Raw genomic sequence first — 20,767 nt, 5'->3', positions numbered from 1 at the left:
CCTCCCCCCCCCCCCCGTGCTACACCACGCCGCGGCCGCCCCCTCCGGCGTCTGGGGGTGTGGTGGGGCCTTGGGTTTTAACCACCCTATGCCCAACACACCACCAACCCGCCCCATCGCCTTCACGCGCCTGGACGGCACAGCACCGGATTCGCCAGCTCGGCGCACGGCCGGTGCCCGTGCGACCGCACGATGTCCTTGCCGACCTGATTGGTCAGGTACCGCAGGAAGCTCGCGACGAGCGAGTCGGCCTTCGGCTCGCCGAACGTGTACGCGTACTCGGTCTCCCAGAACGGGTACGCCGCGTGGATCGCGCCCTCCAGGGTCGCCTGGTGGCCGTCGATCCGGACCGGCAGCACGTCCTCGCGTTTCGTCGCGGCGCCCAGTTCGCTGTAGCCAAGTGCGCCCGGCACCCGCGACACCGCGTCGAGAACGTCGTTCGTCGACGGCTTCGCGCACCTCACCACTCCCGGCTGGGCGCCCGGCGCCGGTTTGACGCAGTCGTCGGAGTTGTCGCCGGGTTCCCGCTTACCCGCCAGGATCTGGCCTTCGAACGTCCGCCGCGTACCGGAGTCGGAATGCCGGTCGACGAGCCGGACCGGCTGGTCCTTGCCACCGATCTCCCGCCAGTTCGCGATCTTGCCGTCGTAGACGTCGCGGATCTGCGCGAGCGAAAGGTCCTGGACGCCCGCCTCCTTGTTGATCACGAGCGTGAACAGTGAGAACGCGACCGGACGCGGCAGCAGTTGCGGGAAGCCCTCGCCCTTGGCGCCGTCGGAGAACGCCAGCACGCCGTCGTTCCCGGCCTGGTTCAGGCTGCCGAGCCCCTCCGCGCTCCCCCGGGTGTCGAAGACGAACGACGCGCCCGGGCACGTCTTCGCGTACGAAGCCGTCGCTTCCTTCAGCACCGGCGCGAACGCCGTCGATCCGGTGACCGTGAGCTTCCCGGCCGCGCAGTCCAGCGGAGGCGGCTTCTCGTCGAAGACCAGCGAACGGGTCAGCTGGAAGATGCTGATCACGACGAGGAAGCAGACGAGCGCGATCACCGACCTCGTCGGCCCGGTGCGGCTCTTGGTCTCGCGGAGGCTGCCGCCCTTGATCTCGCCGACGACCTGAGGATCGTCGAAATCGTCGGGCGAGCCGTTGGGGATGCGGTCGAGCACGGCGAGGATCTTGTAGTGCGCGCCGCGGTTCAGCGGCACCCTCGGCAGGTCGATCACGCCGGCGGGCCGTTCGGGATTCTCGTCGCGCGCGCCGAAACCGGAGTCGTCGCCGAAGCATTCGTGCAGATGCGGCGAGCTGAGCTCGGTCACCACCATGCCTGCCACGGTGCGGCCCGGGAACTTCACGCGGACGCCGACGCGATCGTTCTCGTTGACCGCGTAGTCGTCGGTGTCGATGTCGGTGGTGCCGTTGTTCTCGATGCGCAGCAACACGAACGACGGGTCGACGAGCCGCTCGCCGTTCTCGTGCTGAAGCTGCGCCAGCGCGTCGGCCGTCGGCGCGAACCCGCGCCCGGACGCCGTCGGGGTGTCCATCTGCACGCGGTAGCCGAGCCGTTTGCGGCCGACGAGCGCGAACTCCCACAGGAACGCGACGGCCGGGACGGCGATCCCGGCCACCGCGAGCAGGACGTCCCAGGGAAAGCCTTCCAAGACCAGCCTCCAGGTTCGGGGAATCGAACCTAAGGCCCGTCACGGCCGGGGACGGCGGACTTCAGCCAGTGTTCACCGGCCGTCCGCGAAGGCGTAGTCGTCGAGGTCGAAGAACCGGCTCGTCATCATGGTTTCCAGCGTGGGCGAGGCTCGGAACGGCACGTCCCCGTTCGCGTCGAAGTAGTAGCTGTTGGCCAGCGAACAGCTGTCCTGGAAGAACACCTGGTGCTTGCGCCGCTCCAGCATGCTCCGGAAGTACCGGTCGTTGGCCTCGTTCGTGACCTCCACGCGGGTCGCGCCGGTCTTACGCGCGTTGCGCAGGCAGCGGATGATGTGCGCGGTCTGCGTCTCGATCAGGTTGAAATACGAGGAACCGTTGTAGCCGTAGGGCCCGAGGATGGTGAACAGGTTCGGGAAGCCGGGGACGCTGACCCCCTGATAGGCCTGGAACCGGTTCTCCTCCCAGAACTTCTCCAGGTCGGCGCCGCCGGATCCGCGCACGGTGAAGGCGGGCATGTTGCCCTTCTCGAACACCTTGAACCCGGTCGCCAGCACCAGGACGTCGACCGGATGCTCGGTGCCGTCGACGGTGCGCACCCCGGACTCGGTGATCGCGTCGATGCTCGTGGTCTCCAGCGTGACGTCGTCCCGGTCGAACGTCTGGAGGTACTCGTTGGAGAAGCTCGGCCGCTTGCAGCCCAAGGCATAACGCGGGGTCAGCTTCTCGCGGGTCACGGGATCCTTGACCGCGCGCCGCAGATGCGCGCGCCCGATCCGTTCGCCCGCGCCGGCGGTCGGCAGGAGATTGTGGAAATGCGCGGCCAGCGGGAAGGTCACCTCGACGAGTGCCTGGCTGGCCAGCCGGGACACCAGTTTCGCGCCCGGCAGCCGCCGCAAGGCGAGCCGCGCCGGCCGCGGCAGGACGGCGTCGGGTTTGGGCAGGCACCAGATCGGCGTGCGCTGGAACACCGTCAGATGGCCCGCCTCCGGCGCGATGGACGGGATCACCTGCACGGCCGAGGCCCCGGTCCCGACGACGGCGACGCGTTTGCCCCGCAGGTCGACGCCGTGGTCCCAGCGCGCGGTGTGCATGACCGTGCCGCGGAACCCGCCGATCCCGTCGATGTCCGGTGGTTTCGGCTGGGTGAGCACGCCGGTGGCGCCGACGACGAACCGCGCCGTCATCGACCAGCCTTCGGCGGTTTCGAGGCGCCACAAGTGCGTTTCGTCGTCGAAGGTAGCAGAGACGACCTTGCTGCCGAGGCGCGTGCGGCGGCGGATGTCGTACTTGTCGACGCAGTAGTCCGCGTACGCCTTCAGCTCGCGGCCGGGCGCGTAGACCCGCGACCAGCCGGAGATCTGCTCGAACGAGAACTGGTAGCTGAACGACGGGATGTCGACGGCGACACCCGGATAGGTGTTCCAATGCCAGGCGCCGCCGACGCCGTCGCCCTCCTCCAGCATCAGGAAATCTTCGAAACCGGCGCGGTGCAGCAGGATCGCGGCCCCGATCCCGGAGAAACCCCCGCCGATGATCGCGATCTCGTGGTCCGGCGTCATACGGGAAGTCCTTCCTTGGCGAACAGCGAACTCGCGCCGAGCACGACGACGTCGGCCTGGTGCTCGATACCTTCGGCGGTACGGATTCCCGCGGGCGCGAAGGCGTAGACCGGCCAGGTGATGAGCTTGCAGCCGGGCCGCCGAAGCGCGCCGTAGTAGCCGAGACCCGGCGCCGTCCGTCGCGAGCCGAACCGGCGGTCGGGCGTCAGCAGCCTGCGGATCCACGGGTCTTTCACTTGCCAGCGCAGGAAGACCCGGGCGACGGCGATGCCGAGGACGTTCGGCCCGGGCACCGGCATCGGGACCACCCAGTCCGGTTCCTCCTGGAACACCTTCACCGAACGCGCGGTGGCCGCCACCTCGGGCACGATCTGCGCCGCCTCACGGCCGGGCGCGACCACGGCGACCCGCTGCCCGGAGAAGTCGTGCCCGAACCATTCGGTGCCGCGCAGCACCTCGCCCCGGAAGTCGCCGAGGCTCATGACGCGACCGGTTCGTGGGTGATCTCCTCGGTCCACGACTGCGGCTTTCCCAGCAGCCGCGCGGGGATCAGGCGGGTCACCTTCACCATCGGGTCGGCGAGCAGCCGGTGGTAGACGTGCGAGCGGTCGACGATCATCGCCGCCTGCGCCTTGAGCACGTGGTACGCCGGGATACGTTTGGTGAACTCGCCGCGGCCGCCGATGGTGGAGAACCGCTTCACCGCGTTGTACAGCTTCTTCTCCGGCAGGCCCATCGCGACGATGTTGTCCCGCATCTTGTTGATCAGCGGGACGAACACCACGATCAGGCCGAGCACGATCTGGGGTTTGAGCGAACCGATCGATTCGGTGAGCAGTTTGGTCGTGGAGCCGGCGCCGATCAGTTCCAGCACCTCGAAATCGGCCGTGATGTGCCGGGCCTCGTCGGAGTTGATATGCCGGAACACCTGGTGGCACACCGGATCGGAGACCTCTTCCAGCAGGAACTTCACCAGCGCGCCGTCCAGCGCGCATTCCAGCAGTGGGATGAGCGTGGCGAGCGCCGTCAACGGCAACGTGTCACCGAAGTCGTCGAGGACCTTGATGGCGAGCTTGACGTTGATGTTCGGCTCGGGCATCGAACCGTGCTCGTCGAGCATGCCCCAGCGCTTCATCAGCGCGAGTTCCGCGTTGGCGTGCTTCTGTTCCTCGGCGTGGAAGTAGCGGTAGATCTCCTGGATCACCGGGGTCGGCGCCTTCTTGGCCAGCGAGGCGAACCCGCGGGCGCCGACGTGCTCGATCCACACGAGATCGGCCATGAACGGCCGCATCTTGGCGCGCAGCTCGTCGGTCATCGTCTCGGCGCCGGGCGCGTCCCAGTCGATGTCGGCCAGCGACCACTGCTTGTCCTTGATGGTCTGGAGCATCGCCGCGAAGTCGTAGGCCATCACTTCTCCTTTTCGGCGGGCAGGAACCGGCCGAGCAGACCGGCGATCCGCGTGTACGGGACGGGCACGAACCGCTTGGCGTGCCAGAGAAGCTGGGCGTCGGGCTGCGGCACGACGTAGAGGCGGCCGCGATCGTGGGCGTCGAGCGTCATCCGCGCGACTTTTTCGGCGGAGAACCCGACCACGTCGGAGACCCGCTGGGCGAGCCCGCGGGCCCCGTCTTCGATGAGTTCGCCACCGAAGATGTTGGTGCGCACGAAGGTCGGGCACAGCACGGTGACCGCGACGCCGGTGCCGGACAGTTCGGCGGAGAGGGTTTCGGAAAGGCTGACGACGCCCGCCTTGCTCACGTTGTACGCGGCCATCCTCGGCGCGGCGGTGAACCCGGCGGCCGACGCGACGTTGATGACGCCGCCCGCCTTCGCCGCGCGCATGGCGGGGACGAAGGTGTGGCAGCCGTGGATCACGCCCCAGAGGTTCACGCCGAGGGTGCGTTGCCAATCGGACAGCGGGCTCTCCCCGACGAGCCTGCCGCCCGCGCCGATCCCGGCGTTGTTGACGACGAGGTCCGGCTCGCGGCCGAACCATGACCGAGCCTGGTTCGCGAGCTCGGTGACCTCGTCCACAGTGGACACGTCACAGGCGATGGCGACCGCGTTCTCGAGTGTTTTCGCGGTTTCTTCGGCTGCTTCGAGGTCGATATCGGCGCAGACGACACGGCTGCCACGCCGGACGAGCTCGGCCGCGATCGCCCTCCCGATCCCGCTGCCCGCGCCGGTGACGACGGCATGTGCTCCCTGGGTCCGCTTGGTCATGCCGCCCTCACGATCGCTGGAAGGTTCTCGGTGAGGAACCGGCAAGCCCGCTCCATCGCCGGCCTCGCTTCGGGAATGAAGCGGGTCAAGGCCTGGAAGACGTGCATCTGGCCGGGAACCACGTCGAGTTCGCAGTCCGCGCCCGCGCGACGCAGGGCCCTGGCCAGCTCGATGGCGTCCGCGGCGAGCATTTCGCGGCCGCCCGCCTGGATGATCGTCGGCGGGAAGCCCTTGATGTCGTCGAAGGCGAAGCGCAGCCGCGGCGACGCGACGTCGGCGTCCATTGTGTACAGACCGACCAACCGCGCCGCCGCGGCGGCGGAGATCATCGGGTCCGGGCTCATGCGTTCTCTCTGGGCGGCCAACGAGAACGTCACGTCGAACAGCGGCGAGAAGAGGGCCAGCGCGGCAGGCGGATCTTTTCGTTCCCGGATCAGCTGGGCGGCGAGATCGACCGCGAGATGCCCGCCCGCGGAGTCGCCCGCGACGAGGATCCGGCGGTACCCCTGCCCGAGAAGCCGTTCGTAGGCCGCGCGGACGTCGTCGGCGGCGTTCGGGAAGCGGTGCCGGGGCGCGAGGCGGTACTCGCAGGCGAAGACCGGGAGGCCGGTGCCCTCGGAGACCCGCGTGGTCAGCCCGCGATGCGTGCGCGCCGAGCAGAGCGCGTAACCGCTGCCGTGGATGTAGAGGACCACGGCGTTGCCCTCGCTCACCTCGGGCGCGCGGACCCATTCGCCCCGGATGCCGGGCTCGACGCGGCTTCCCTTCAACGGTGGCGAAGCCAGCCACAAACCGCTCGCGATGAAGGCCCGGGAGAAGGCGACGCCGGCCCGGTTGGCCGGGATCGCGTTGGCGATCGGCCGCACGAAAGCGGACGTCAGCGCGGCGGCCAAACCGGGTCGCAGGCCATTCTGCGGTCGCATGCCCTCAGAATGAATCTGAGGGCACCTGCTGTCAAGATGGAGACGTGACCGCGTCCCGCCGCTACAGCGGCAAAACCGCCGACGAACGCCGCGCCGAACGACGGCTCGCGCTGCTCGGCGCCGCGTTGGACATCTGGCAGGAACAAGGCTGGGCGGCGGTCACCATGCGCGGCGTCTGTGCGCGGGCGAACCTGACCGACCGGTACTTCTATGAGAGCTTCGCCAACCGCGACGCGCTGCTCGCCACCGCCTGGGAACAGGTCCGCGACGAAACCCTGCGGATGGTCCTCGACGCCGTCGCCGCCCACATCGAGCAGCCGGCGCTGGACCAGCTCCGCGCCGCCGTCGACGTCGTCGTGCACCACGTGCGGGAAGAGCCGGCGCGGGCGCAGATCCTGTTCGGCGACCACGCGGGCAGCGCGGTGCTGGAGCAACTGCGGCGGCAGACCGTCCAGGACACCACCGGCCTCCTGATCGACCTGGCGCGGCCGCATCTGAAGCCGGACGTGGACGGGCTGGAGTTCCGCGTCAACGTCCTGCTCGGCATCGGCGGCTTCGTGGAGATCATGCTCGCGTGGCGCTCCGGGCTGCTCGACGCCGACGCGGACACGCTCGTCGAGCACCTCACGGGCGTGGGTACTTCGCTATCGCGGATGTTCCTCAAGGACTGACACCAACGGGTGAACTTTCGGCGCGGACTCGTCGCCGGGACGAAATGCGTCAGGGCCCCATCCGGAGTGTTCCGAATGGGGCCCTGACCTGCGGAGCCGCCTAGGGGAATCGAACCCCTGACCTATTCATTACGAGTGAATCGCTCTGGCCGACTGAGCTAAGGCGGCGGACATCGGGCTCGCACCCGATGACGGGGACAAGTGTAGCGGAGGCTTGAACGTCACCTTCCGGGGCCACCGTCGTTAGGGTTCTATGACGCCGGTCTCAGTCCCCCAAGATCGGCCCATCCCCCACTGGAGGACCTGTTCATGCGGCAACGACTGCCCCGTGTGCTGGCACTTCCGGCCGCCGCGGCCCTGCTTCTGCTGACCGCGGCGCCGGCCACCGCCCAGACCATGCCGACCACGCCGATCCCCGATCCGGCGCATCCGGGGCAGCCGCCGATGTCGGCGCCGATCGGTCCGCAGCCGCTGGGCAAGGCGGTGGGTGACGCGGGGGCGGCCCTCGGCGTGCTCCGGTTGCTGCCGAACGCGGTGCCGACCAGCGCCATCCTGCCGGGAGCCGGCGAGCTGCTGCCGAAGCAGTCGGCGCTCGAAGCCGGGATGGGTCTTTCCAGCGCGCAGGCCAACTCCGAGGCCTACCTGAACTACGAAAAGTCCATCGCGCAGTCTTCGCCGTTCGGCCTGTCCGCCGCGGGCAACGCGCCGCAGACGCCGGGCAGCCTCGTGCAGACGGCGCTGCCGGACAACCCGAAGCCGATCAGCGGCGGCCTCAACGCGCCGAAGAACCCGCTGTTCAACCTCGGCCTGCTCAACGGTGAGGCGCACGCGCGCTGGAGCCCGACGCTCGGGCCGTGCGTCGGCACGATCGCCGACTCGAGCACGTCGATCGCGAACCTCGCACTGCTGCCGACCATCCCGAACATCCCGGGCGCCGACCAGCTGACCCAGGCTTCGGAGCAGCTCACGGCCGGTCTCAAGGCGCTTCCCGGCCCGCTTTCGAACCTCGGCGGTCTCCTTTCGGGGAACAGCACCAGCGCCGACGGCAAGGGCGCCGTGCTGAGCCTGCCGAACACGCTGTCGTCGCGCTCGGTCGTGCGGCTGGTCGACATCCCCGGCTCGAAGAACAAGGCCGTCGAATCGACGTCGACCCTGCAGGCGGCCAACATCGAACTGCTGAAGGGCACGCCGCTCGGCCTGACGATCAAGGTCGCCAGCCAGCCGACGCTGCGGGTCACCTCGACCGGCGACAAGAAGACGTCGAAGGTCGAGTACACCGCGCCCGTGCTGCAGATCGTCCGCGGCGACAAGGTGCTGTTCACCCTCGACGCGAACAACCCGACCAAGGACATCCCGATCGGGATCCCGCTGCCGTCGCTCAAGCAGGTCCCCGGCTTCGAGCAGCTGAAGAACGTGCCGGTGGTCGGCGGGCTCGCCGAGATGCTGGACGGTGCCACCAAACAGCTTCCCGGCGGCGAAGCCGGAAACGGGCTCACGCTCGACCTCGGGGTGTTGAAGCTGTCGATCGCCGGGCTGAACCAGAAGTCGAGCGACATGACCTCGCCGTTCAAGGGCTTCCAGATGGGCGCCTCGGCACGGCTGCTGGACCTGCAGATCCTGCCGACGACGGCGCTGCAGAAGGCGCTGCCGCCAGACGCCGCGAAGAAGCTGCCTTCGTCGCTGGCCCAGGTCTCGCTCGGTGAGCAGATCGCCCGCGCGTACGCGCCGGCCGGCGGTGTCGAGTGCGGCACCGTGACTCCGCCGCCAGCGGGCAACAACGGTGGCGCGGCGCCGAAGGGACCGGTCAAGAACCTGGCGTACACCAACGCCGCCTACGACACGGTGCCGATGTTCTGGTCGGGTACCGCGATGCTGCTGCTCGGTGTCGTTCTCGTGGCCGCCATGCCGGGACGGCGTCGGCTCGCGGTGGTTCCGGTCGCCAAGAACTCGCCGGGCTCGCCGGGATTCAAGCCTTCGCCGCGGCCGCGCTCTCGGGACGCTGAAGACTCTCGGGACTAGACGGGGCGAGGAGGGTGATGAACGGTCCTTTCACGCCATGCCCCCGCGTGAGAGGCCCGTTCGTACCGCTCGCCTATCGGTAGTCAGGGGCCTTCACCGCTTTGATGCGGTGAGGGCCCCTTTCGCTTACCTGCGACTGTGGATGACCTTCGCTCACCCTTCGCCCGGTGCCCCCGCGGGGCTTCGCCACCTTCGCGGGGCTTCGGCCGCCTTCGCTCACTTCCCCCAACCACCCGTGATGTCCCCAATGGCGCATTGGGGACGCTCAGCGTCTCCAATGCCACATTGGGGACATCACAGCACCCGCCCGAACCCGAGGCCCCTTCACTTACCCACAGCACTTGTCCACAACCATCCCCACCTGTGGACAACTCCCGCTACCAGCCCTTTTCCCCCTCCACCCCCGGTAGACTGGACTCGGGGACGCCCCCCTGGGAAGGGCGGGGGCTGGGGTAGCGAGCGAAGCGGATCAGCCCTGTCGCAGGGTGGTGACCATGGCTTCGACGGCGATCCTCGGCTTCACGTTCAGGTCGATGGCCTCGCGGCATTCCAGGACGGCTTCGAGCCGGCGCAGGATCGAGTCCGGCGCCCAGGCGGAGGCGGCCTGGGCGATTTCCGCGGCGTGGTCGGGGTGGTTCAGCGTCGCGCCGGCGCCGCTCGCGGTCACGAGGACGTCCCGGTAGAACGCGGCCAGGTCCACCAGCGCGAGATCGAGGGTGTCCCGCTGGGTCCGGGTCGCGCGGGACTTCTGGCGCTTTTCGAGCTGCTTCACGGCGGCTTCGGCGGCCCGTTTCGCTCCGGAGACGCCCTTCCCGATGCCGTCACCGCCCATCGCGGTGCGCAGTTCGGAACGTTCGGCCTCGTCGCGGACCTTGCTCTCCTCGCCCGCGTCGGCCTCCGCCGCGCTGATCAGCTGATCGGCGCAGGTGAACACATCGGACGGACGACGCAGGCCGAGCGGGATCCGCAGCACGGTCGCCCGCCGCTGCCGGGCCGCCTCGTCGGTGGCGAGCCGCCGCGCGCGGCCGACATGTCCACTGGAGACGGACGCGGCCCACCGCGCACGCTCGGGCTCGATGCCGTCCCGCTCCATGAGCACCTGCGCGATCGCCTCGGGCGGCGGCGTCCGCAACGTGACCAGGCGGCACCGCGAGCGGATCGTCACCGACACGTCGTCCGGGTGATCCGACGGCGCGCACAACAGGAACACCGTGCGATCCGGCGGCTCCTCCACGGCCTTCAGCAACGCGTTCGACGCGCCTTCGGTCAGCCTGTCGGAGTCCTCGATGATCACCACCTGCCACTTCCCGGTGGTCGGGCGGCGGGCGGCGGCCTGCACCAGCGAACGCATTTCGGCGACCGAGATCGAAAGGCCTTCCGGCACGACGAGCTTCACGTCCGCGTGCGTCCCGGCCATCACGGTGCGGCAGCCCGGGCACTCACCACAGCCGGTGCCGGTGCTGCATTGCAACGCCGCCGCGAAAACCCTCGCGGCCGTGGAGCGTCCCGAACCGGGCGGACCGGTGACCAGCCAGGCGTGGGTCATCGCGCCGGGCGCGACGGGCTGGTTGTCGATGATCCGCGCGGCCGCCGTCGACGCCGTGGAAAGCGTGCGCGCGGCGGGCTCCTGGCCGACGAGCTGCTTCCAGACACCGATCAGCGCAGGGGCTTCCGTCATCTCGCTTCGACCTTTTCCTCGGCCGGAGCGAGTCCGGCGAGCCTGCCGACGAGCACCGCGCGGATCGCGGTCCGCACCCGGTCACTCACTTCGTCCTCGGTACCTTCCGCGTCGACCACGACGTACCGGTCCGGGTCGGCGGCGGCCATCTCCGTGAGCAGATGCTGCACCCGCCACTGCGCGTCCAGCGACTCCGACTTCCGCATCACCGTGCCGGGATCGGCGTCGAGCAGGATGGTGATGTCGGGCCGCAGCCTGCCGGTCGCCCAGTCGGCGAGCCCTTCGAGTTCCTGGCTGTCCAGCCCGGCGACCGCGGACAGATGCGCCAGCGGCGAGTCCACGAACCGTTCCATCACCACGACGGAACCGGCGTCGAGCGCGGGCTGGATGTCCCGTTCGACGATGTCCGCCCGCACCGCGGCGGCGGCCAGCGCCTGCGCCCGCGCACCGGACAGCGAAGCACCGGAGACGAGCTTCGCGAGCCGCTGATCGTCCAGCGCCGGGTCGGCGGCCAGCACGACCGGACGCGTCCCCGCGCGCAGCCATTCGGCCAGCCGCGCGGCCTGCGTCTCGGTGTTGATCGCCCGTGTCCCCTCGAGCGCGATCAGCAGCCCGTTCACCCGGCGCGGGCTGCGGCGCAGGGCGTTGCGGAGATCGGCGAGGATCGGCTCCGCCCGCCGGTCGTCCATCTGCCGGTACGCGAAGATCCCGGCGAGCAGCGCGAGGATACCGCCGCCGATCATCACCGGCCGCGTGCCGTCGATCGTGATCTTGCCGCCCCACAGCTCGACCTCGGTCGTCCGGACCGCGCTGATCAGCACCGGGACCAGGATCGTCGAGCCGAACAGCACGATCTTCATCAGCGACTGGTAGATCGCGTTGATCCGGCCGCGGATGGAGTCCTCGATCCGCGAACCGATGATCGTGACACCGGTCAGGAACGCCGTCCCCGCCCAGACCCCGACGGCGGCGACCGCGACCAGCGAAACGGCGAGATGCGGCGACAGCGCCACCACGATGAGGCACAGGCCGGCGGCGACGATCGAGATCCCGAACAGCCGGTCGTGCGCGAGCCGCCGCGCGAGCTTCGGGGCCACCGCCATCCCGGTGGCGAGCCCGAGGAAGACGGCGAGCACGAGCAGGTTGAACGCCGCGTCACCGGCGAGCAGGCTGGACGAGTACGGCTTGGCGGAGCCGATCACCGCGCCACCGGCGGCGAACGCGCCGAAAGCACCGATCATCAGCCCGCGCACCAGCGGCGTCGTCCGCACGAAACGGGCGCCGTCGGCGATCATCTGCCGGAAGCCGAACTTCTCCTCGTCGGCCGCCTTGACCTTGGGTTTCTCGACCGCGTGGACGTTGCGCAGCGACAGCTCGGGGATCCGGGTCGCGATCACGATCGCGCTCGTCAGATACAGCAGGCCGGTGATGACGACGGCGACCTTGGCGATGCCGAGCTGCGCGTCGCCCTGGAAGAAGTGGAACGTGGTGTTGCTACCGGTGAGCACGGCGTTCGCCCCGGCCGCGGTGATCACCGCGAGGCCGTAGGTCATCACCATGCCGAGCTGGTTGGCCGTCTCGACCTGGTCCGGACGGCGCAGCAGGTTCGGCACCGCCGCGTCCTTCGACGGGATCCACATCATCGAGCAGCAGCCGACCAGGAAGTTGCCGACGAACACCCACCACGGCGTGCCGACGAACGCGATCGACAGCAGGAAACCGCATCGGCCGAGGTCGCAGAGCACCATCACCTTGCGCCGGTCGAAGCGGTCGGCGAGCAGCCCGCCGAGCGGGGCGAACAGCAGCCCCGGCAGCAGCGACGTCAGCACGACCCCGACGAACGCGAAGTTCTGCGCGGCGTAGTTGTCGGTCAGTTTGGTGACCAGACCGGTCAGCGTGAGGAGGTTCAGCCAGTCCGCGACGCTGCACAGGTACGAGACACCCCAGATCCGGCGGAACGGCTTGATCGCCAGCACCCGCCGCACCCGGTGCATGGTGGAAGCGTCACGTCCCGACGGATCACTCGTGCCCGCCTCGGGCACCGACTGCACGCCCTCGCTGATACGCCCACCCCACTAGTCACGCGGCGCCAGGGTGCGACCCGGGTCAACACCGGGTACCCCGACCGTACGGCCAGGGTATCCCGATGGGTGAGGTATGGACCGACGGCCCCGTCCGGCGGTATCCGCCGGACGGGTTACCCGAAGATCCCCGCGATGCTGTTGAACAGGCTGGCCAGCAGCTGGATGGCGAGGACCGCGAAGACGATCATGAGGGCGATCGCGATCATCACCCCGGCGGTGTTCGACGACGGTTTGCCGAGCCTCGGCATCTGCATGGACCGCTTGGCGCGCCGTACTTCGACCTCGGCCTCTTCGTCGACCTCGACCGGCTCTTCCTGCTTCAGCCGACGGGGCTGACGGATCAGCTGAGACGGCCTCGACGGCCAAGTGCGCTGCTGGGGCAGGATCCCGATCGGCGCAGCGCCTTGCTCACCGACCGTGCTGACGACCCTGGTGGGCGACGGAGCCGCGGTCAGCTCGGCACCCGGGCTTTCGGCGGGGTGGTCGTCCGCGAGCATGGCCGCGTTGACCATCCTGCTCACGACTTCGGGGTCGTGCTGGACCGGTCCCGGTACCTGCACGTGGACCTCGTCGGCTTCCGCTGACGGATCGGATGGGGCCGTCGTACCGGTCGTGACCAGCCCGGACAGCGGATCGGCGAACCTGTCGCCCGGAGGATCTGCCTGAGTGCCATCGCCTTTCACGAAGTCGGGGGCATCGAAGAAGGGGGTTTCGCCCTTCCCGCTCATGGTGACCACCTCACTACGGAATGTCCTCTGCTTCCAGGGTAACCACCTCGGCCCGCCGCACATCCGCCCAATGGGCCAGATAAATGTCACGCGCCGCGAGGCTGATCTTCACGTCCTCCAGCAAAGGTTCGAAGAAAGAACGCCGGTAACGGGCGTCCGTCGCGGTCGAAGCGGCGAAGTACAAACCGGAGAAAACGGCGAGGAAAACGGAGACGTTGACGAGCGCGGAACTCACCGGGAGGGGGACACCCAGCAGTGTCCCGGGCGCGGATTCACGGCCGGCGAACTCGGTCACGACCTCCGGGCTGAGGATCAGCACCCCGAACACGACGAAGAACGCGAACACCAGCACCCCGAACGCCACGATCTGCACCGCTTGGGCGAAGAACAGCACCAAGGCGATGTTCAGCCGCTCGGTCTTCGTCAGCGCGCGCCGCCGCTGCTCGAGGCCGGTGTCGTCGTCGAACGGCGTGCCGCGCAGGACGGTCGCGCCGGGCTCCACGGTCCAGGACTTCAGCTCCTTGATCTCGTCGGACAGCATCGACGCCAGGAACACGGCGCCGATCAGGACGAGGAAGCCGACCACCAGCCACAACCGGCCGGGGGTCAGCCGCTCCACGGCCTGCCACAGCTCGGCGGTGAAGAAGCTGAACATCACCACCAGCAGGAGCAGCGGCAACGCCCGCGACGCGAGCATGCCGATGGCCCTGACCTGGGCGACCGCGCTCCGCGCCGCCCAGGTCAGGATCGAACCGACGCCGATCCGGACCAGCAGCATCAGCACGGCCAGCGCGACGAGGTTGGTGAGCACGGCGACCCACAACGGGTCGTCCCACGACACCAGCCCGGTGAGCCGCTCGCCGAGCGGCAGCACGAAGAGCCAGAAGCCGATCGTCGCCGCCATGATGGCCAACCGGACCCGGGTGCGGCTCACCACGCGGAGCAGCTTCGCCATCAGCCTGCCGACGATCACCGGCACCACGACCACGGCGAACGTCAGCGCCAGCACGCCGAGCACGTAGCCGACGCCGCTGCCGCGCATCCGGGCCGCGAGCACGTCCTCCGGGACGTCGAGCAGCTTCAGCAACGCGGCCAGCAGCAGGTCGAGCAGGCACAGGAACACCAGCCCGGGCGTGGACCGGCGCAACATGCCCGCCCCACGCCGCCGCCGGTGGATGACCATCGGCAGCCCTCGCCGCCGGAACCACGCGTCGGCCGCGCGCCGGTCCAAGTCCATGCCCGTCCCCCTCGTTCGTCGCTCGAAGCGGCTACGTCCGGCTCAAGTCCACCGCCTCGTGCAGCCAGCCCGCCAGTGCCCGGCGGTCCATTCCACCGAACATCAGCCACCCTTCGGAAGGGGCGGCGTACAAAACGAACCTCCCCAGATCGTTGTCGATGATCACGAAGCCGTAGTCCGGGTACTCGGCGTTCAGCCCGCCGAAGGCGACGAGATCGAGGATCGCCGTGCCGGTCCGGGGACGGTTCAGCGTGTCGGCGACCAGGCCGACCTCTTCCTCTTGGCCGGGCAGCGGCACGCCGTGCTCGTCGATCCTGATGCGCATCGGCTCGGTCTCACCGGCGGGGACGTGCGGAAGCCCGCCGAAGACCCGGGCTCCCAGCTCGCCGAAATCGCTGAGGCTGAACGTGGTCCGCCGCCCGGACCGCATCCGCCAGACGACCGCTTGCTGCCCGTCTCCGTAGCAATCGACGCGCACCGAGCGGGGCGCGGACGCGAAGACGCCGGTGAGGACGCCTCGCACCGAACCGCGCAGCATCACGCCGTGCATCCGGGCCGCGGCCGGATGGATCTCGCCGTTCTCCATCAGGCCGGCCTCTTCGAGCATCGCCGCCTTGGCCGCGTACCGCTCGGCCTGGGTGACGAGATCCGCCGGCTCGTCGTAGGACGGGCACAGACGGCGGATCTCGTCGTCGCTGATCTCCGGGTCGTAGCCGAGATACACGCTCCGCCGCTCGGGCACCACGCGCAGCACCGGCTCGGCGGCGCGGCTCATCAGTTCCTTCACGGTCGCCGGTTCACGCATGGTTCTGCACCGCCTTCACGATCCACTGCTCGGCCGTCGACCGGCTGGCCGGGCCCCAGGTGAGCGTCCAACGGCCCTCGCCGTCCATCGCCGCGCTGAACTGGTACCGGCCGAGGTCGTTGTCCACCAGGCCGAACGCGCCGTGCGGATACTCGGCGAGGATGGAGTTCCGCACCGCGAGATCGACGAGGACCGTGCCGTGCCGCGGCCGCGAAGCGCCTTCACGGATCACCTCGACGGCCTCGCGGGCCCGCAGCGGGATCAGCCCGCCCGCGTCCGTCTCGATGCGCACGGTCTCGCCGGTGCCCGGCGGATGGTCGGGCAGCCCGTCGAACACCCAGCCCGGCAGCGCGCTGAGGAAACCGGACCGCAGCCGCGCTCGCCTGCCGTGCTTGTTCAGCACCGTGGTGTAGTCGTCGTCGCCGAAGAACCGGACCTCCCACGGTTCCGCGCGCGACGGGAACACCCCGGTCACCACGCCGCGGATGAACCCGCCGCGCAGCGCGCGATACAGCCCGACGGCCTCGGGCGTGACCTCACCGCCGGGGGCCAGCCCGATGGTCGCCATCCCGCTCACGAACCGGGTGTACTGCTCCACCTCCTCGGCCAGGGTGAGCCCTGGAGTCGGCTCCTCGTCGGCCAGCACCGGCGGCACGGCGAGCTCCGGATCGTAGAACTCCATCACCGAGGGACGCTCCGGAACCTCGGCTGCCAGCGGGGCGATGACTTCGTCGATGACGTCGAAGACAGCGGTCGTTGAAGTGCTCACCTGACCATTGAACACCCTGGTACCGACAATTTTTAGAACTTTTGTTCGAACGGGTGAGGTGGTTCGGCGAGCGGTCGGTGAGCGGTCGACGGACGCCCCGGACGCCATGCGGTTTCCGGCTCATCGCCCCTCGAAGATGATCAAGAGAGCGATGTCGATCAGGACGGCGGGAGCACGGTCGGCGAAGGTGATCCCCAGCGGTCACCCGGATGCGACGAACGGCCCGTTCTTTGCGAAATTCGCAAGGAACGGACCGTTCATGGCGCGCTAAGTGAGCTACTTCGTCTTCGTGGCCGTCGAACGCGTCGAGGGCTTCTTCGCCGCCGCGGTCTTGGTAGCCGTGGTCTTGGTAGCCGTGGTCTTGGTCGCGGTGGTCTTCTTGGCCGCGGTCGTCTTGGTGGCCGTCTTCGACGCCGCCGGCTTCCGCGCCGGAGCCTTGCGCTTGGGCGCCGGGCCCTTCGCGCGCTTCTCCGCCAGCAGTTCGGCGCCGCGCTCGGCGGTCAGCTCCTCGATGCTGTCCGACTTCCGCAGCGTCGCGTTGTACTCGCCATCGGTCACGTACGGGCCGAAGCGGCCGTCCTTGACCACCATCGGCTTGCCGGACACCGGGTCGTCGCCCAGTTCCTTGAGCGGCGGCTTCGCGGTCGCGGACCGTCCACGCTGCTTCGGCTCCGAGTAGATCTTCAGCGCCTCTTCGAGCGTGATCGAGAACAGCTGGTCCTCGGTCGTGAGCGAACGCGAGTCCGTGCCCTTCTTCAGGTACGGCCCGTAGCGCCCGTTCTGCGCGGTGATCTCGTCGCCGGATTCCGGGTCCTTGCCGACCACGCGCGGCAGCGAAAGCAGCTTCAGCGCGTCTTCGAGGGTCATCGTCTCGATCGACATCGACTTGAACAGCGAGCCCGTCCGCGGCTTCGGCTGCTTCGCCTTCGCGGCCTTCTTCTGCGCGGCCGTCGCGCCTTCGGGCAGCGGCTCCGGCTCGGGAAGGAGCTCGGTGACGTACGGGCCGAAACGGCCTTCCTTCGCCACGATCTCGTGCCCGCTGACCGGGTCCTTGCCGAGTACGCGGCCTTCCTGCGGCGTCGCGAAGAGTTTCTCCGCGATCTCCTGGGTCAGCTCGTCCGGCGGCAGGTCCTCGGGCAGGTTCGCCCGCTGCGACGTCCCGTCCACCTCACGCTCGAGGTACGGGCCGTAGCGGCCGACACGCACGACGACGGTGTGGCCGTCGGCGTCGCTGAACAGCGGGATCGAGTTGATCTCGCGGGCGTCGATGTCTTCGACGCCCGAGCCGACCAATTTCTTCAAGCCACCCAGCCGTCCGACGGAACCGTCGACGCCCATGTCGCCGCCGAAGTAGAACTTCGACAGCCACTGCGTGCGGTGCTCGTCGCCCGCGGCGATGCGGTCGAGCTCGTCCTCCATGCCGGCGGTGAAGTCGTAGTCGACCAGCCGCTCGAAATGCCGCTCCATCAGGCCGATCACGGCGAACGCGACCCAGGAGGGCACCAGCGCGGAACCCTTCTTCCACACGTAGCCGCGGTCCTGGATGGTCTTGATGATCGACGCGTACGTCGACGGGCGGCCGATGCCCAGCTCTTCGAGCTTGCTGACCAGGCTCGGCTCCGAGTAGCGCGCGGGCGGCGACGTGGTGTGCCCGTCCGGGCTCAGCTCGGTCGCGGTCAGCGCCTGGTCCTTGGTCAGCTGCGGCAGACGGCTCTGCTTGTCGTCCGCCTCGCCACCGCTCTCGGTGTCGACGGCCTCGACGTACGCCTTGAGGAACCCGGCGAAGGTGATCGTGCGGCCCGACGAGGCGAACGTGACCTCTTCGCCGCTGGTGGCGGTGCCGACGATGCGCACCGACATCGTGGTGCCCTTCGCGTCCGCCATCTGCGACGCGATCGTGCGCTGCCAGATCATCTCGTAAAGGCGGTACTCGTCGGTGTCCAGATCCTTCGCGACCTGGCCCGGAGTGCGGAAGACCTCGCCCGAGGGACGGATCGCCTCGTGGGCTTCCTGCGCGTTCTTCACCTTGCGGGTGTACTGGCGCGGCGACGGCGAGACGTATTCCTTGCCGTACAGCTGCGTCGCCTGGCTGCGCGCCGCCGAGATCGCCGACTCCGACAGCGTCGTGGAGTCGGTACGCATATAAGTGATGTACCCGTTCTCGTACAGCTTCTGCGCGATCCGCATGGTGCGCTCGGAGGTGAACCGCAGCTTGCGGCCCGCCTCCTGCTGCAGGGTCGAGGTCATAAAGGGCGCGTACGGCTTGCGCGTGTACGGCTTCTCCTCGACGCTCGCGACCTTGAAGTCGCGGTTCTTCAGCGCCTCGGCCAGCCGAACGGCGTCGGCCTCGGCCAGCACGCGGATCTCGTTGTTCGAGGCCTTCAGCCGGCCGTCCGAGCCGAAGTCACGGCCGGTGGCCAGCCGCGCGCCGTCGACGGCGATCATCCTGGCCGGGAAGTTGCGCGGGGACGCGTCGGCTCCGGCGTCCATCGTCGCCGAGATGTCCCAGTACGACGCCGAGGTGAAGCGCATGCGCTCGCGCTCCCGCTCGACCACGATCCTGGTCGCCACGGACTGCACACGGCCCGCCGAAAGCTTCGGCATGACCTTCTTCCACAGCACGGGCGAAACCTCGTAGCCGTAGAGCCGGTCCAGGATGCGGCGGGTCTCCTGCGCGTCGACGAGGTCTCCGTCGAGCTCACGGGTGCTGTCGGCCGCGGCGCGGATCGCCTGCTCGGTGACCTCGTGGAAGACCATCCGGCGCACCGGGACCTTCGGCTTGAGGGTCTCCAGCAGATGCCACGCGATGGCCTCGCCCTCGCGGTCGGGGTCCGTGGCGAGATAGAGCTCGTCGACGTCCTTCAGCAGGCTCTTCAGCTCGGTGACCTTGGACTTCTTGTCCGGCGTGACGACGTAGAGCGCCTTGAAGTCGTTGTCGACGTCGACACCCAGCCGCGCCCACGACTCGCCCTTGTACTGGGCGGGCACGTCGGCCGCGCCGCGGGGAAGGTCGCGGATGTGTCCGACGGAGGACTCCACGACGTAGTTACCGCCGAGGTACGGGGCGATCTTGCGGGCCTTGGTCGGCGACTCGACGATCACCAGCCGACGACGGCCCGCGCCGTCGTCCGACGCCGCGGTCTTCTTCGTCCGTGCTCCTGCCACGCTGTCCTGCTCTCCGCTCATCTTCGGCGCCTTCGCGCCGCCTCTCGACCCGTCAGTGTGCACGCTCGCACCGCCCGGACCACGGCTAGGTGGCGCAACACGCCGCCGATCGTGTGTCCAGCGCATCGCCGCTGACCTCGTCGATGTTTCCTTTCAAGACCTAGCACGTGATGTCCGACACGTCCCGTCGGGGGCCCGCGTGACGGGGTGAACACCCTCCGTTCGACGGTGGTGGCTCCGTGGCCGCCAACGCTTCACTTGATGTCCACGCCGACCCGAAAGGACTCCACGTGACCCGACGACTCCTCGGCACACTGTTCGCCATGCTGACCGCGTCCGCCCTGGTCGGAACCGCCCAGGCGGAAGCGGCCACGACCACCTTCGCCGGAACGGTGGCGTTGTCGAACTGCTCCGGGTCGGTGGTCAAACCGCCCGAGGCGAGCCTCGACGACCCCGCCCTCGTCCTGTCCAACGGACATTGCCTGCAAGAAGGTTTCCCGGACCCCGGAGAAGTAATCGTCGATCGGCCGTCGTCACGGACCTTCAGCCTGCTGTCCAAGGACGGCCGTTCGTCGCTGGGCACACTCAAGGCGAAGAAGCTGCTGTACGCGACGATGACCGACACCGACGTCTCGCTCTACCAGCTCAACACGAGCTACGCCAAGATCAAGTCGACGTACGGTATCGCCCCGCTGACGCTCTCGCCGACCCGTCCGTCGGCGGGTGTCGCGATGGACGTGGTCTCGGGATACTGGAAGAAGATCTACTCCTGCAACATCGACGGCTTCGTGCACGAGCTGCACGAGGCGGACTGGGTCTGGAAGGACTCGATCAGGTACACCTCGGCGTGCAAGACGATCGGCGGGACCTCGGGGTCGCCGATCATCGAGACCTCGACCGGGAAGGTCGTCGGCGTCAACAACACCGGCAACGAAAGCGGCCAGCGGTGCACGATGAACAACCCGTGCGAGGTCGACGCGGCCGGGAACGTGACCGTGCGGAAGGGCATCAACTACGGGGAGCAGACCTACCAGCTGACCTCCTGCCTTTCACACAGTGAACTCGACCTGGCGAACCCGAACTGCCGGGCGCCGAAACCCTGACAGCACCACTCACCACATGCCCTGAGTCAAGTGGGGGGGGGGGGGGGGGGTGGGTGGTGTTATAGGAATCCAACAACCAACACCCACCCCCCCCACCCGACGCCAACAGCCGCCCGCCCCCGCCCCCGGGGCGCGCCGGGGGGGGCG

16 protein-coding genes and 1 tRNA gene are annotated in these 20,767 nt (G+C 68.9%); 3 read left to right on the top strand and 14 right to left on the bottom strand.

What is annotated here, in order from left to right; all coding sequences use genetic code 11:
• Nucleotides 1–122 precede the first annotated feature (122 nt).
• The 6 genes from ACIRGA_RS36580 to ACIRGA_RS36555 all read right to left on the bottom strand — a co-directional run bounded on the left by ACIRGA_RS36580 (nt 123) and on the right by ACIRGA_RS36555 (nt 6,361).
• Nucleotides 123–1,655, bottom strand: a complete 1,533-nt coding sequence (locus tag ACIRGA_RS36580; RefSeq protein ID WP_400950434.1) for a PstS family phosphate ABC transporter substrate-binding protein — start codon at nt 1,653–1,655, stop codon at nt 123–125.
• Between the two features lie 72 nt (nt 1,656–1,727).
• Complete coding sequence (locus ACIRGA_RS36575; protein ID WP_400950431.1) at nt 1,728–3,215, bottom strand: flavin-containing monooxygenase; 1,488 nt, start codon at nt 3,213–3,215, stop codon at nt 1,728–1,730.
• The gene (locus ACIRGA_RS36570) at nt 3,212–3,697 is read right to left on the bottom strand and encodes an FAD-dependent oxidoreductase (protein WP_400950428.1); all 486 of its coding nucleotides are present in this window, start codon (nt 3,695–3,697) and stop codon (nt 3,212–3,214) included. The genes ACIRGA_RS36575 and ACIRGA_RS36570 overlap by 4 nt, the downstream gene beginning before the upstream one ends.
• Entirely contained in the window at nt 3,694–4,623 is a 930-nt protein-coding gene (locus tag ACIRGA_RS36565; RefSeq protein WP_063275577.1) for a hypothetical protein, read from the bottom strand. The genes ACIRGA_RS36570 and ACIRGA_RS36565 overlap by 4 nt, the downstream gene beginning before the upstream one ends.
• A complete protein-coding gene (locus ACIRGA_RS36560) occupies nt 4,623–5,438 on the bottom strand; it encodes an SDR family NAD(P)-dependent oxidoreductase (RefSeq protein WP_400950422.1) in 816 nt (271 codons plus the stop codon). Before ACIRGA_RS36560 ends, ACIRGA_RS36565 begins: the two co-directional genes overlap by 1 nt.
• Nucleotides 5,435–6,361, bottom strand: coding sequence for an alpha/beta hydrolase (locus ACIRGA_RS36555; RefSeq protein ID WP_400950419.1), 927 nt, complete (start codon nt 6,359–6,361; stop codon nt 5,435–5,437). The genes ACIRGA_RS36560 and ACIRGA_RS36555 overlap by 4 nt, the downstream gene beginning before the upstream one ends.
• Nucleotides 6,362–6,405: 44 nt before the next feature.
• Here ACIRGA_RS36555 and ACIRGA_RS36550 point away from each other — a divergent pair, with 44 nt between their 5' ends.
• The gene (locus ACIRGA_RS36550; protein ID WP_400950415.1) at nt 6,406–7,032 is read left to right on the top strand and encodes a TetR/AcrR family transcriptional regulator; all 627 of its coding nucleotides are present in this window, start codon (nt 6,406–6,408) and stop codon (nt 7,030–7,032) included.
• Nucleotides 7,033–7,126: 94 nt separating this feature from the next.
• On the opposite strand, the gene ACIRGA_RS36545 is transcribed toward ACIRGA_RS36550, so the two are convergent.
• Nucleotides 7,127–7,200 (bottom strand) — tRNA-Thr (locus ACIRGA_RS36545).
• A 141-nt stretch (nt 7,201–7,341) separates the two neighbouring features.
• On the opposite strand from ACIRGA_RS36545, the gene ACIRGA_RS36540 reads away from it, so the two are divergent.
• A complete protein-coding gene (locus ACIRGA_RS36540) occupies nt 7,342–9,051 on the top strand; it encodes a hypothetical protein (protein ID WP_400950412.1) in 1,710 nt (569 codons plus the stop codon).
• 469 nt (nt 9,052–9,520) lie between these two features.
• On the opposite strand, the gene ACIRGA_RS36535 is transcribed toward ACIRGA_RS36540, so the two are convergent.
• From ACIRGA_RS36535 to topA, 7 genes are all read right to left on the bottom strand, one after another.
• Nucleotides 9,521–10,729, bottom strand: coding sequence for a DNA polymerase III subunit delta' (locus tag ACIRGA_RS36535; protein WP_400950410.1), 1,209 nt, complete (start codon nt 10,727–10,729; stop codon nt 9,521–9,523).
• Nucleotides 10,726–12,780, bottom strand: coding sequence for a bifunctional MFS transporter/dTMP kinase (locus ACIRGA_RS36530; RefSeq protein ID WP_400950407.1), 2,055 nt, complete (start codon nt 12,778–12,780; stop codon nt 10,726–10,728). The genes ACIRGA_RS36535 and ACIRGA_RS36530 overlap by 4 nt, the downstream gene beginning before the upstream one ends.
• A gap of 146 nt (nt 12,781–12,926) precedes the next feature.
• Entirely contained in the window at nt 12,927–13,541 is a 615-nt protein-coding gene (locus ACIRGA_RS36525) for a hypothetical protein (RefSeq protein ID WP_400950405.1), read from the bottom strand.
• Between the two features lie 13 nt (nt 13,542–13,554).
• The gene (locus ACIRGA_RS36520; protein WP_400950402.1) at nt 13,555–14,778 is read right to left on the bottom strand and encodes a hypothetical protein; all 1,224 of its coding nucleotides are present in this window, start codon (nt 14,776–14,778) and stop codon (nt 13,555–13,557) included.
• 31 nt (nt 14,779–14,809) lie between these two features.
• Nucleotides 14,810–15,583 (bottom strand): ESX secretion-associated protein EspG, encoded by a 774-nt coding sequence (locus ACIRGA_RS36515; protein ID WP_400950400.1) that lies wholly within the window; start codon nt 15,581–15,583, stop codon nt 14,810–14,812.
• On the bottom strand, nt 15,576–16,367 hold the full coding sequence (locus ACIRGA_RS36510) for an ESX secretion-associated protein EspG (protein ID WP_400950397.1): 792 nt from the start codon (nt 16,365–16,367) through the stop codon (nt 15,576–15,578). Before ACIRGA_RS36510 ends, ACIRGA_RS36515 begins: the two co-directional genes overlap by 8 nt.
• Before the next feature lie 261 nt (nt 16,368–16,628).
• The gene (gene topA / locus ACIRGA_RS36505) at nt 16,629–19,538 is read right to left on the bottom strand and encodes a type I DNA topoisomerase (protein WP_400950394.1); all 2,910 of its coding nucleotides are present in this window, start codon (nt 19,536–19,538) and stop codon (nt 16,629–16,631) included.
• 269 nt (nt 19,539–19,807) lie between these two features.
• Here topA and ACIRGA_RS36500 point away from each other — a divergent pair, with 269 nt between their 5' ends.
• Nucleotides 19,808–20,620, top strand: coding sequence for a serine protease (locus ACIRGA_RS36500; RefSeq protein WP_400950391.1), 813 nt, complete (start codon nt 19,808–19,810; stop codon nt 20,618–20,620).
• Nucleotides 20,621–20,767: the final 147 nt, after the last annotated feature.

It is taken from the genome of Amycolatopsis sp. NPDC102389 (assembly GCF_044765885.1).
Lineage (GTDB): Bacteria > Actinomycetota > Actinomycetes > Mycobacteriales > Pseudonocardiaceae > Amycolatopsis.
This window is presented reverse-complemented; position numbering and strand designations above follow the sequence as displayed.

Coding starts and splice junctions, on each gene's coding strand:
- ACIRGA_RS36575 (WP_400950431.1), bottom strand. CDS start 3,215: ATGACGCCGGACCACGAGATCGCGATCATCGGCGGGGGTTTCTCCGGG.
- ACIRGA_RS36570 (WP_400950428.1), bottom strand. CDS start 3,697: ATGAGCCTCGGCGACTTCCGGGGCGAGGTGCTGCGCGGCACCGAATGG.
- ACIRGA_RS36565 (WP_063275577.1), bottom strand. CDS start 4,623: ATGGCCTACGACTTCGCGGCGATGCTCCAGACCATCAAGGACAAGCAG.
- ACIRGA_RS36560 (WP_400950422.1), bottom strand. CDS start 5,438: ATGACCAAGCGGACCCAGGGAGCACATGCCGTCGTCACCGGCGCGGGC.
- ACIRGA_RS36555 (WP_400950419.1), bottom strand. CDS start 6,361: ATGCGACCGCAGAATGGCCTGCGACCCGGTTTGGCCGCCGCGCTGACG.
- ACIRGA_RS36540 (WP_400950412.1), top strand. CDS start 7,342: ATGCGGCAACGACTGCCCCGTGTGCTGGCACTTCCGGCCGCCGCGGCC.
- ACIRGA_RS36535 (WP_400950410.1), bottom strand. CDS start 10,729: ATGACGGAAGCCCCTGCGCTGATCGGTGTCTGGAAGCAGCTCGTCGGC.
- ACIRGA_RS36525 (WP_400950405.1), bottom strand. CDS start 13,541: ATGAGCGGGAAGGGCGAAACCCCCTTCTTCGATGCCCCCGACTTCGTG.
- ACIRGA_RS36520 (WP_400950402.1), bottom strand. CDS start 14,778: ATGGACTTGGACCGGCGCGCGGCCGACGCGTGGTTCCGGCGGCGAGGG.
- ACIRGA_RS36515 (WP_400950400.1), bottom strand. CDS start 15,583: ATGCGTGAACCGGCGACCGTGAAGGAACTGATGAGCCGCGCCGCCGAG.
- topA (WP_400950394.1), bottom strand. CDS start 19,538: ATGAGCGGAGAGCAGGACAGCGTGGCAGGAGCACGGACGAAGAAGACC.